Below are 12,282 nucleotides of genomic sequence, written 5' to 3' on the forward strand. Positions count from 1 at the left end.
GCAGGTCCGCCGGGGCTGTGGAGTTCGGCGAATGATACGCACCCGCCTTCGGACGACCTCAGGCCGCCGTCAGCGCCTGAACTTCCCATCCGGCCCGACGATGGCCAGGTCCGCATAGTCCAGCCCGGTGTGGTCCGTCGGGCTGTAGCCCAGTTCCACGCCGCCCAGGTCGAAGCGGGTCATGCTTTCCAGCGCCTTGCGCAGCTTGTCGCGCGTGGGCTGCGGGCCGGCGCGGCGCAGGCCTTCGACCAGCACCTTGGCCGAGGCGTAGCCCTCGATCATGGTCGGCGTGAGTTCCAGGTTGGCGGCCTTGCTCAGCTCCATCACTTCCTTCACCAGCGGCGAGGCGATGGAACGCTCATACGGAAACACCTGGCTGATCACCACGCCGTGGGACAGTTCGCCCAGATCCTTGATGAATCCGGCCGAAGCATTGTTGGACAGGGTCACCATCTGCGCCCGGGAACCTGCGGCACGCAGTGCCTTCATGCCGTCCACCACCGCCGTGCCCGAGCCGATGAAGAGCACCGCCTGCGGATTCGCCGCGATGATCCTGGGCATGATGGGCACGAAGTCGGGCTTGCTGCGGTCGTACTTCTCGTGCGCCACCGGCTGCTTGTCGACGTTGCGCATGCCGCGCAGCGCACCTTGCACCGCATCGGCGCCGAAGGTGTCGTCCACCTGCACGATGGCCATGCGGTCGATGCCGATCAGGCTCAGGTGGGCCACCGCGCGCTCGGCCTCGCGCTGGTAGGTGGCACGCACGTTGAACAGCCACGGGTGCACCGGCTGGTGCAGCACCATCGCGCCGGTGGACGGCCCCACCAGCGGCACCTTGTGCTCGGTGAGCAGCGGCATGATGGCCTGGGTGTGCGGAGTGCCGCGGTTGAGGAAGAGCGCGATCACGCCCTGGTCGATCAGTGTCTTGGCGTTGGCCGCGGCCAGCTTGGGGTCGAACTTGTCGTCCAGCGAAATGAGCTGGATGGCCTCGCCGTGCACGCCGCCCCTGGCATTGACCGCGTCGAAGTACAGCTTCGCGCCGATGGTGGCCTCCTTGACGCTGGCCGCCACCGCGCCGGAGATGCCCGCCGTCTGGCCGACCTTGATGTCCGCCAGCGCGGCAGCATTGAGGCCGGCCATCAGGATGGCGGTGGCCAGCAGCCGGCTGGTCAGGTTGGTCAGGGTGAAGCGGGCCGCCAATGCGGAGGTGCGGATCAAGACCATGGAATCTCCTGGACGAATGGCGCGGAGATTACTCGCGTCTGATGGGGAAATTCCGCATCTCGGACACCCTGGAAGGTCAAGCGTGGCTTTTTCCTCGACGCAGACCACTTTGAACACCCGAACAAATGGAAACTGATTGTTTCGGCAACCGATCGATCACCTTGGAACCGGTTCTAGCGGAGGAGCCATTGGGGCAAATTCGCGCTTGATTCCGTCATCCGGAGCCGGCAGACTTACATACCAATGCAATTCCAGTTGCAAGATTGGTCTGCTTGCAACGAGACTTCGCGACCTGCCAATCCGGCCACGAGCCGGTGTCACACCAAGTGGGGAACGCCATGAACAAGAACGAGTCCGCACCGGTCTCGCTCGGTGAGGAACGCTGACATGCTGCCTCGCAAAGTCAGCCGCTGGCTGTCGAACATGCGCTCGTCGCGCCGCCACGGCGCGCCCGACGAAGTGCCGTCGACCATCCTGTCCATCATCTCGCGCGCCTCCGGCCCGATGGACAACGACCACGAACCCCTGCACCGGCATGCCGGTGCGGCGCTGAAGGCCGCGTTCGACCGCCGGCCCCAGCTGCGAGGGACCTTCCAGTCGCTGGCGGTCATCGAAGGCCTGCTGCTGTCCAACCGCGAGCAGCCCCTGGCCAAGGTGTCGCCCTGGCTGATGGAGCGCGCCATGCTGCAGCTCGAAGTGCTGGCGGACATCCCCAGCGAGAAGCGCCTGGCCTCGCTGTACTGGCACCTGCGCCGCGGCGCGCGCCGCAGCCCGCATGTGCTGACGGACGTCGTGTCCATCGAGCCCATCGACGCCCTGCACGAGCATTCGCCGGCAGATCGCCGGGCCTGACACCCTTCCCCTTCCTCCTTCCATCCCACTGCTGCACCCGGGTGCATGCGGTGCGGATGGCGCTTGCCAGCGTTAATTCAACATCAATCTTTTAACGCTCAGTTACTCGATGCCTCCCATCCACCCAGGTGGCGTCTGTGTTCATGAAATATTTCATTAATAGATCAGTCGTCCGATCCGTCCCACAACAGAACACGTGAGGAGACTGACATGAGGGAACCGCTCAGCGCCTGGGAAGGTGGCCTGCGCCCGTGGAAGGAAGGCACGCGCCGACGTGCCCCTGGTCTCCCGCACCCGCTTGCCGGACGCCACGCCCTCGGCGCCCGACAAGGCTGAGGTGCGGCAGCAGCACCGCCGCATCCGGACCGCGCCTCGTGCGCAACACCGCCCCCCGCTTCTTGTTTGAATCAACGAGGAACCCATGCTGAAACACCGGAAACATCTCCTGGCCCTGGCGGTCGGCGCGCTGTGCGCCACCCAGGCTCATGCGGGCGTGGTGGCCAATGGCCGCTACACCATCACCGCCACGCACAGCGGCAAGTGCATCGACGTGGACAACGCCGGCAACGCCGACGGCACCGCCATCCAGCAGTACACCTGCAACGGCACCGGCGCCCAGCAGTTCGACGTGATGGACATGGGCAGCGGCTGGTACCGCTTCACCAACGTCAACAGCGGCAAGGTGATCGACATCACCGGCCGCTCGCGCGATCCGGGTGCGCTGGCACAGCTGTACACCGACAACGGCACGACGGCGCAGCGCTACTCGGTCACCGCCACCGGCGCGGGCGACTTCATCGTGAAGAACCAGGAAAGCTCGCTGTGCCTGGACATCACCGGCGCGAGCACCGCGGACAAGGCGCGGCTGGAGCAATGGAGCTGCGTGAGCGGCGCGAACAACCAGCGCTTTCGCTTCAACCCGGTGAACACCGGCGGCGGCCTGCCCAACCCGGGCCGCTACACCGTGCGCTCGGCCTTCAGCGCGCTGTGCCTGAGCGTGCAGAACGCGTCGATCTACAACGGCGCGAACATTCTGCAGAACAACTGCGGGCCCGGTACCTGGCAGCAGTGGGACCTGATCCGCGATGCGCAGGGCTACCACCGGCTGATCAACGTGAACAGCGGCAAGGCGGTGGATGTGTCGGACATCTCCACGGCGGACGGCGCCAACATCCACCAGTGGGACTTCGTGAACGGCGACAACCAGCGCTTCACGCTGGACGCGCTGGGCGGCGGCCAGTTCAACCTGCGCTTCAAGCACAGCAACAAGTGCATGGACGTGGGCAACTTCAGCAAGGCCGATGGCGGGTCCATCGGGCAGTGGAGCTGCAACGGCGGCGACACGGAGAAGTGGACCTTCGTCGCGACGACGCCGGCTCCTGCACCTGCACCGGCCCCTGCTCCCGCACCGGCACCGGCCCCTGCTCCTTCGCCTGCGCCCGCACCGGCCCCTGCGCCCGCACCGGCTCCCGCACCAGCGCCCGCCCCTGCGCCCGCACCGGCTCCCGCGCCAGCGCCCGCTCCTGCACCGGCCCCCGCGCCGGCCCCTGCACCCGCACCGGCTCCCGCCCCCATCCCCGTGGGCCGCGGCGCCGACGTGCCCTGGGTCGAGTACCAGGCTGAAGACGGCGTGACCAATGCGCAGATCCTCGGCCCCAGCCGCCAGAAGTGGGACGCCAACCACATCGAGGCCGAAGCCATCGGCCGCAAGGCGGTCAAGCTCAGCAACACCGGCGACTACGTGTCGATCAAGACGACCGCCGCGGGTAACGGCGTGGTCGTGCGCTACTCCATCCCCGACTCACCCAGCGGCGGCGGCATCGACGCCACGCTGGGCCTGTACGTGAACGGCGTGCGCGTGAAGTCGCTGCCGCTGACCTCGCGCTACTCATGGTCGTACAAGGGCGGCCTCATCGGCGACCCGATCGTCGACAAGCCGGCCGAGCAGCCACACACCTTCTTCGACGAAGTGCGCGTGCTGGTCGACAACATCCCCTCGGGCGCAACGGTGATGCTCAAGCGCGATGCGCAGGACACCGCGGCCTTCTACGTCATCGACCTGATCGACATCGAACCGGTGCCGCAGGCGCTGACGATGCCCGCGGGCTTCACGTCCATCACGAGCTTCGGCGTGCAACCCAATGACGGCGTCGACCATGCGGACGACATCCTGCGGGCCATGCGCTCCACGAGCAAGCTGTGGTTCCCGCCGGGCGACTACATCGCACGCAAGATCAGCGGCGGCAACGTGGGCCTGGACAACCCGGGCATCGAGGTGCGCGGCGCGGGCATGTGGTACACGAACCTGAAGGGCCCGAAGGCGATGTTCTTCTGCTACGGCGCCACCGCCAAGTGCGTGTTCGGCGACTTCTCGATCACGGGTGAAAGCTATGCCCGTGCCGAGGAATCGCAGGGCGTGCAGAAGGCGTTCGCCGGTCCGATGGGCGCCAACAGCCTGATCGAAAATGTGTGGATCGAGCACGTGGTGGGTGCGATCTGGGTGGGCAACGATCCCCCGTACCAGACGCAGCCGACGCAGAACCTCACCATCCGCAACAGCCGCATCCGCAACACGTACGCTGACGGCATCAACCTGGACAACGGCACGTCCAACTCGCTGGTGGAGAACGTGCACTTCCGCAACACCGGTGACGATGCGGCGGTGGTGTGGTCCATCAAGTGGACGGACTGGGTGAAGGAGAAGACGTACCAGCTCGGCGATGGCTTCATCGATCCGGCAGCGAAGAACGCGCCGGACCAGGGCCAGGGCACGGGCAACGTGTTCCGCAAGCTGACGGTGCAGATGCCGTGGCGTGCGAACTGCTTCGCGGCCTATGGCGGCGCGAACAACACCTTCCAGGACAGCATCTGCGAAGACGTGCTGACCTACCCGGGCATCCTGATCGACAACGAGTTCAGCCCGTATCCGTTCGGGCCGGGCCTCACGACCTTCAAGAACATCTCGCTGATCCGCGCGGGCGGGCCGATGTTCCTGGAGAACACCGCCAACCCGTGGAAGCACGGCGCGCTCAAGCTGTACATGCGCGAGGGTGACGTGAACGACATCCTGGTGGAGAACGTGGACATCATCGATCCGACCTACGCCGGCATCGAGTTCCGCGGCTTCGGCACGGCCTTCGTTCCGCCGGGCGAGAAGTTCCATCCGGACTTGCTGCGCGACGCCGACAACGCGCAGTTCAGGAACGTGACGCTGCGCAACATCAAGATCACCAACGCCGGGACGTATGGCATCGAGGTGAAGGACAACGGCGGACGCGGCCAGGTCCGGTTCGAAGGCGTGACGGTGAGCGGCTCGACGATCGGACCGATCGACAAGGGCGGTGCACCGGATACCTTCTTCAACAAGGGAACCGGGAACAGCGGCTGGTGATGCGCTGATGCTGGGTCGCTGAGTCTGGCGACCAAGTGAGCGGCGAGAGGGTGCCTTGGGTGCTCTCTTGCCGTTTTTGTTTGTTTGGGTGGTGGGGCTGCCTCAACGGGCTGGATGGGCAAAGGTTGCAACATCAGTCGGCCACCACCTCGCTCACCACCTCATCCAGCAGCACCGCCAAGGTCTGACGAGAAAACGGCTTCTGGACAAAGCTCACGCCCTCGGGCCAGTCCTCGCGTTGAGCATGAACCTCCGGTGGCATCCCGGAAGTGAGCGCGATGGCTTGGCCCGGCCACTCGCGCATCAGCTCGTGATACAGCGTCACCCCGTCGCCCTGTGTTCCGAGCATCACGTCAGAGAGCACAAGATCGAAGGGGCCATCGCTGCGCATGCACGCCAACGCCTGGGCTTGCGACGACGCTTCATGCACGGTCGCTCCCAGGTCCTCGAACAGATCCCTCGCCGTGGCACGCACGCTGTCGTCGTCCTCGACCACCAGCACACGCGCATCAGGTGTCTTCACGACAAGCTTGGGCTCGCGCATGGGTGCCACGGCGCGTGACGCCGGCAGCCACAGCTCGGCCACCGTGCCCTGTCCTTCGATGCTGCTGAGCCTCAGCGCGCCGCCACATTGCCGCACGAAGCCGTCGACGATCGACAAGCCCAGCCCCGTGCCCTGTCCCGGCGCCTTGGTGGTGAAGAATGGCTCCAGCACCCTGGCCTGCACATGGGCGGGCATGCCGCGGCCCGTGTCACTCACGCGGATGACGACGGCATCGCCCTGCGGCATCACCTGCTCACTGTCCGCCACTGCCTCGACCGCGATGCCCAGCGTGCCGCCGCCTGACATCGCCTCCGCGCTGTTGAGCGCGAGGTTCAGGATCGCGTTCTCCAGTTGCCCGCGGTCGGCCTGCACGCTCAGGCCCGCTTCGCCTTCGTCGATGCGCACCTCGATGCCGGTGCCCACGCTGTACTCGATGAGGTCCTGCATCTCGGCCAGCATGTCGCCCACGACCACCTGCTCCACCGCCAGGGGCTGGCGCCGCGCGAAGACAAGCAGTCGGCGCGACAGGCCCGCTGCCGATTCCGCCGCCTTGTGCGCGCGTGCCGCCATGCCACCCAGCCTCGCGTCGTGATTGAGCTTCTGGTGCAGCAACTCCAGGTTGCCGAGGATGGCGCTCAGGAAGTTGTTGAAGTCGTGCGCCACGCCGCCGGTGAGCTGGCCCAGCACTTCCATGCGCTGCGACTGGCGCAGCTGCAACTCCATCACGCGCCGCGCGGTGAGGTCGCGGCACACCGCCACCCAGCCGCCGTCGGGCATGGGGTGGCTGAGGATGTCCAGCACGGTACCGTCGGGCAGTTGCAGTTCGGCCGATGCGGCGATTCGCTTGGGGCCCACGCGCGCCGCCGTCTCTTCGGACACCGCCTGCCAGCGCGCACCCTCGGGCAGCGCGGCATTCAGGTCGTTCACCATCGGGCCGCAGGCGAGCATCCCCGGTGGGAAGGGCAGCAGCGTGGCGAACTTCTGGTTCCACACGATGAGCTGCCCCTTGGCGTCGTACACGGACAGGCCGTCGTTCATGCTGTGGAACACGCTCTCCAGCAAGCGTCCCTGCGATTGCAGTCCCTGCGACAGGCGCTGCTTCTCCAGCAGGTGGTCGCGGAAGACCTGGAAGGCGCGCGCGAGTTCGCCGATTTCGTCGGGCCGGCCAATGGCCGGCGTGGGCTGGGCCACATCGCCATCGGCCAGGCGCGTCATCACGCGGGTCATGGACTGCAGTTCGCGCAGCACACGTCGGCCATACATCGTGCTGATGAAGGCCGCGAGCACCGACAGCACGCTCACCAGCAGCAGCGCCGAGGTACCGGACGATACCGCGGCACGTACCGCATCGCGTCGCTGCGTGGACACATTGCGCAGCTCCGACACATAGGCACCGGCGCGTGCACCGAGCTGCGTGGCGTGGCTGCGGGTGAGCTGGACCACGGTGTTGAGGGAACGCTCGGCGCGCAGCAGCCGACGGCGCAGCTGGAAGACGCCGAGATCGCCATCGGTCAGCCGGCGCAGCTCCTGCGCGAGCTGCGGCAGGCGCCGGGCCTCGCCGGTGCTTTCGGCATGCAGCCACAGCGCCTCGCAATCGGCCTCGTTGCGCCCCAGTTGCAGGTCCTCGTCCGCCAAATGAGCCGCCACCAGCGTGCCCCAGATCGCCTGAAGCGTCGGGCCTTCGCGGCTGACCAGCGCACGGTCGTGGAACATGCGGTCGCCGACTGAATCGAGCGCCGACCGGTGCTCGCGCAGCACGGCCTGCAGGCCGCGGCGCTCGGTCGACAGTGCCAGCAGGCTCGTGAGGTCGCGGTCGATGCCGTCGAGCATGGCTGAGGCTTCCAGCCGCGTGCCGGCCTGCGTGGGCAGGTCACCCGACAGGCGGCGGATTTCGCCGAGCAGCGTTCGCACGAGGATCTGGTCATCTCGACTGGGCGAATGCGCATCCGCATCCGCGATGCTGGGCGCCACCGCGGCGAGCTGGGCGACCTTCTCTGCCAGTTCCAGCACGCGGGCGATCTCGGGCATGACGCCAGCCTCGAACTCGTCCAGCGCGCGCTGGTTGTGGCGCATGCCGGTGATGCCGGTCACGGCCATCACGGCCGTCAGCAGCAGCAGCGCGACGAAGGCGGCGGACAGCCGCGTGCGGATGGCCAGGCGCGGGGGCACCAGGCGGCGCCAGCCGCGCCGCGGCACGGTGTCATCCACGGGTGACCGTCACGCCGAACACGTAGCCGTGCCCGCGCTCGGTGCGGATGTAGGTCGGCTGGCGCGGGTTGGGTTCGATCTTGCGGCGCAGGCGCAGGATCAGCACGTCCACGCTGCGGTCGTAGCTCTCGGCCTCGCTGCCGCGGAACTGCGCGATGAGCTCATCGCGCGACCAGATGCGCTGCGGCCGGCACACCATGGCCGCGAGCAGCGCGAACTCGCCGCGCGTGAGCTCGCAGGGCACGCCGTCGTTGCGCGAGAGGCTGCGCAGGCTCATGTCCAGCACCCAGTCGCCGAAGAGGTAGCGCTCGCGCACCGGATCGTCGGGACGTGCGACGGGTTGGGAGAGTTCGGTCGAGCGGCGCAGGTTGGCGCGCACGCGGGCCAACAGCTCACGGCCGGAGATGGGCTTGACGAGGTAGTCGTCCGCCGCAAGTTCCAGGCCCAGCACGCGGTCGGCCTCGTCGCCCTTGCCGCTCATCATGATGATGGGCACGGTGGATTGCCGCCGCAGCTCGCGCGCGAGCGACAGGCCGTCCTCGCCGCGCAGGCGCAGGTCCATCAGCACCAGCGAATGCGGCTGCTCGCGCAACGCACGCTGCATGGCCAAGCCCGAGTCCACCGCGGTGTGCTGCAGGCCGCCTTCACTCAGCACGGCACCGATCCACGCGAGCACGTCGGGCTCGTCGTCCAGGACCAGGATTCGGTGCAGGGAGTGCATCGGCGCACTATAGGCAAGCAGGTCGTTCAAGAGGCTCGGGACTCTCCCTGTTCCGACACCGATGTCGTCAGCAAACGTGTCATCCCTTCACCGCGCCGGCGGTGAGGCCCGACACGATGTGCCGCTGGAACATCCACACCAGCGCCACCAGCGGCAAGGTGACGATGACCGAAGCCGCCATGATGTTGCCCCACGGCAGCTCGTAGCTGCTGGCGCCGGAGATGAGTGCGATGGCAACGGGCACCGTGCGCTGCTCGGACGAGAGCGTGAAGCTCAGCGCGAAGAGGAATTCATTCCAGGCCACGATGAAGGCCAGCAGGCCGGTGGCCGCCATCGCCGGCCACAGCAGCGGCAGGAACACCCGGAAGATGATGGTGAAGACACCCGCGCCATCCATCAGCGCGGCCTCCTCGATTTCTCGTGGCAGCTCGCGCATGAAGGTGGTGAGCACCCACACGGTGAAGGGCAGCGTGAACAGCAGGTCCGACAGCATGAGCGCACCGAGGTGGTCGTACAGGCCCAGCGCGCTCACCAATTCGAACAGGCCCGACAGCACCGCGACGTGCGGGAACATGGACACGGCCAGGATGGTCAGCAGCAGCACCCGCCGGCCTCGGAAGCGGATGCGGCCCAGGGCATGGGCCGACATCAGCGACAGGCCCAGCGACAACACCACCACCACGCCGGCCACCGCTGCGGAGTTCAGCAGGTTGGTGCCGAAGGGCTGGTCATGGAACAGCGAGAGGTAGTTGGACAGCACCGGCCGGTCGGGCCACAGCGCCGGGTTGAAGAGCTCGCTGCCCTGCTTGAACGAGCTGCCGATGGCATAGGCCAGCGGGAACAGCGAGGTGAAGATCACCAGCAGGGTGGCCATGCGGCGCGCCGCGGTCAGCGCGAAGCCAGTTCTGGAGCCCCTCACGGCACGTCCTTCAGCGGCGCGCGCGAGACCGCCATGAAGGCGATGGTCACGGCCGCGATGGTGAAGAACAGCAGCGTGGCGGCTGCCGAGCCCGTGCCCACGAGTTGGAAGTCCACGAGCTGCTCGCGCACGTACACCGACATGCTTCGCGTGGCGCGGCTGTTGGAGGTCATCACGTAGATCACGTCGAACACGCGCAGGGCATCGAGCGCGCGGAAGACGACCGCCACCGCCACGCTGGGCGCGATGATGGGCAGCGTGATGCGGGTGAAGACGTACCAGGGCGGCACCCCGTCCACCTGCGCGGCTTCATAGCAGTCGCCCGGCACCGTCTGCAGGGCGGCAAGGATGAGCAGCGCCATGAAGGGCGTGGTCTTCCACACATCCACCAGCACGATGGTGATGAAGGAGAGCTGCGCATCCGCGGTCCAGGCCAGCGGCTCCTGGATCAAGCCGACCGCCATCAGCGCATGGTTGATGACGCCGAACTGGTCGTGCAGCATCCAGCTCCACATGCGCGCCGACACGACGGTGGGAATCGCCCAGGGCACGAGCACCGCCGCGCGCAGCAGCGCGCGAAGCCGAGACGGGTGGTCCAGCAGCATGGCGATGCCCAGGCCCAGCAGCGTCTCCAGTGCCACGGACGCACCGGTGAACACCAACGTGTTGCCCACCGCGCCCCACCACTGCGGGTCCCACAGCACGCCGTGCGGCCCGATGTAGTTCGCAAGGCCGACGAAGCGGTGGCTGCCCAGCGCCGACAGCTTCGCGTCGGTGAGGCTGAAGGCGATGGTGCGGGCCAGCGGCCAGCCGGCCACGGCGGCAAGCACCAGCATTGTCGGGATCATCAGCCGCCACGCCAGCTTCTCGCGCCGGCGAGCCAGGCCCTGGCTCGCCGGCCGGGCCTGCTGCGCTGCTTGCAACTGCGGGACGAAGGATGCGGCCGGTTCTGCGGTACTGCTCAGTTCCACTTGCCGCCCGGTGCGAGCTGGTTCAGCGAGCGCTCCAGGTCTGCCACCGCTTCGGTGGCCTTGGCCTTGCCCGAGATCACGTCATGCGAGGCGTTCCAGAAGAGGTTGCTCACCTGGTTGTAGCCCGAGGCCGTGACCGTGGACGGACGGCTCACCGCAGCGGAGAAGGTGGCGCCCAGCTCCGCCATGAAGGGGTTGGCCTTCACCACCTCCGGGTCCTTGTAGAGCGCGGGAATGGTCGGGTTGTACGAGGCCTTGATGGCGCGCTCCTTCTGCACCTGCGAGCCCACGAGGTACATCACGAGCTGCGCCGCCAGCTCCTGGTTCTTCGAGTACTTCGACACCGACAGCTGCCAGCCGCCCAGCGTGGCCGCATGCCTGCCGCTGGCGCCGCCCGCGGGCAGGGGCATCACGCCCACCTTGTCCTTGATGAGGCTGTCGGGCTTGTGCGCCAGCGCCCACACGTAGGGCCAGTTGCGCAGGAACACCGCATTGCCCGCCTGGAACACGCCGCGGCTGTCTTCCTCGCCGTAGTTGAGCACCGCCTTCGGTGTGATGCTGCCCACCCAGCCCGCGGCCGTCTCCAGCGCCTTCACCGCGTTGGCGTTGTTCACCGACACCTTGCCGCTGGGCTCCACCACCGCGCCGCCACCGAAGCTGGCGAGCCACTCGGTGGCGTTGCAGCTGAGGCCTTCGTACGCGCGGCCCTGCCACACGTAGCCCCACATCTTGGTGTTGCCGGCAGCGCGCTCGGCGTCCTGGATCTTCTTCGCCGCCGCGCCCAGCTCATCCCACGTGGAAGGCGGTGCGACCTTGTATTTCTCCAGCAGGTCCTTGCGGTAGAACAGCAGCCCCGCGTCGACGAACCAGGGCATGGCCACCAGCTTGTCGCCCACGGTGTTGTTGGCGACGATGGCCGGGAAGTGCTCCTTCTCCGCACCCTTGCTGTAGGGCTTGAGGTCGATGAAGTGGCTGGCGAGCAGCCCCGGCCACACGACGTCGATCTGGTAGATGTCCACCTTGTCCGAGCCGCTGCCCAGCACCTGCTGGTACAGCGCGAGGCGCTCGTTCGAATCGTTGGGCGCGTTGATGACCTGCACCTCGTGCCCGGTCTTGCGCGACCAGGCCTCGGTGGCGTCCTTGCAAAGCTGGAACTCCAGCCCCACGGCCCCGCAGGAAATCTTCAGGGTGGTCGCTTGGGCGGCGAGCCCGAAGCTTGCGAAGGCGGCGAGCGCTGCCGCGCGATGGATCAGGCGCATGACTGTCTCCTCTGGTCGAGTGCGTTTGGACGCAGTGGAGGCGAGATCGGTTAACACCACATTACCCGACACGGCGGTGTGTTGACAGTTGAAACATTCATCCCGACCGCAAGGAGATAACTATCGGTCATATAGCAATCATCGGATTGATCTATCAATACCCGACTCCTAGACTGCCTCGCACCAACCCATG

General features: G+C 67.0%; 8 protein-coding genes. 2 read left to right on the forward strand and 6 right to left on the reverse strand.

What is annotated here, in order from left to right:
• Nucleotides 1–69: 69 nt before the first annotated feature.
• Nucleotides 70–1,140, reverse strand: a complete 1,071-nt coding sequence (locus DZC73_RS11850; RefSeq protein WP_124541113.1) for an ABC transporter substrate-binding protein — start codon at nt 1,138–1,140, stop codon at nt 70–72.
• A gap of 471 nt (nt 1,141–1,611) precedes the next feature.
• Between DZC73_RS11850 and DZC73_RS11855 the strand changes: the two genes are divergently transcribed.
• Nucleotides 1,612–2,076, forward strand: coding sequence for a hypothetical protein (locus DZC73_RS11855; protein WP_124540470.1), 465 nt, complete (start codon nt 1,612–1,614; stop codon nt 2,074–2,076).
• Between the two features lie 421 nt (nt 2,077–2,497).
• Nucleotides 2,498–5,467 (forward strand): RICIN domain-containing protein, encoded by a 2,970-nt coding sequence (locus DZC73_RS11860; protein WP_124540471.1) that lies wholly within the window; start codon nt 2,498–2,500, stop codon nt 5,465–5,467.
• 133 nt (nt 5,468–5,600) lie between these two features.
• Here DZC73_RS11860 and DZC73_RS11865 read toward each other — a convergent pair whose 3' ends face one another.
• The 5 genes from DZC73_RS11865 to DZC73_RS11885 are packed head-to-tail and all read right to left on the reverse strand — an operon-like array spanning nt 5,601 to nt 12,089.
• Nucleotides 5,601–8,219: an ATP-binding protein gene (locus DZC73_RS11865; protein ID WP_198414840.1), complete on the reverse strand. Its 2,619-nt coding sequence runs from the start codon at nt 8,217–8,219 to the stop codon at nt 5,601–5,603.
• Nucleotides 8,212–8,970, reverse strand: a complete 759-nt coding sequence (locus DZC73_RS11870; protein ID WP_235835098.1) for a response regulator — start codon at nt 8,968–8,970, stop codon at nt 8,212–8,214. Before DZC73_RS11870 ends, DZC73_RS11865 begins: the two co-directional genes overlap by 8 nt.
• 49 nt (nt 8,971–9,019) lie before the next feature.
• Nucleotides 9,020–9,859: a carbohydrate ABC transporter permease gene (locus DZC73_RS11875; RefSeq protein WP_235835099.1), complete on the reverse strand. Its 840-nt coding sequence runs from the start codon at nt 9,857–9,859 to the stop codon at nt 9,020–9,022.
• Complete coding sequence (locus tag DZC73_RS11880) at nt 9,856–10,830, reverse strand: carbohydrate ABC transporter permease (protein ID WP_235835100.1); 975 nt, start codon at nt 10,828–10,830, stop codon at nt 9,856–9,858. The genes DZC73_RS11875 and DZC73_RS11880 overlap by 4 nt, the downstream gene beginning before the upstream one ends.
• The gene (locus tag DZC73_RS11885) at nt 10,821–12,089 is read right to left on the reverse strand and encodes an ABC transporter substrate-binding protein (RefSeq protein WP_124540472.1); all 1,269 of its coding nucleotides are present in this window, start codon (nt 12,087–12,089) and stop codon (nt 10,821–10,823) included. Before DZC73_RS11885 ends, DZC73_RS11880 begins: the two co-directional genes overlap by 10 nt.
• Between the last annotated feature and the right edge of the window lie 193 nt (nt 12,090–12,282).

This window comes from Rhizobacter terrae (genome assembly GCF_003852895.1).
Classification (GTDB): Bacteria; Pseudomonadota; Gammaproteobacteria; order Burkholderiales; family Burkholderiaceae_C; genus Albitalea; species Albitalea terrae.

What these genes read in the sequence shown, in the direction of transcription:
- DZC73_RS11850 (WP_124541113.1), bottom strand. Translation starts at nt 1,140, where the DNA reads ATGGCCGGCCTCAATGCTGCCGCGCTGGCGGACATCAAGGTCGGCCAG.
- DZC73_RS11855 (WP_124540470.1), top strand. Translation starts at nt 1,612, where the DNA reads ATGCTGCCTCGCAAAGTCAGCCGCTGGCTGTCGAACATGCGCTCGTCG.
- DZC73_RS11860 (WP_124540471.1), top strand. Translation starts at nt 2,498, where the DNA reads ATGCTGAAACACCGGAAACATCTCCTGGCCCTGGCGGTCGGCGCGCTG.
- DZC73_RS11885 (WP_124540472.1), bottom strand. Translation starts at nt 12,089, where the DNA reads ATGCGCCTGATCCATCGCGCGGCAGCGCTCGCCGCCTTCGCAAGCTTC.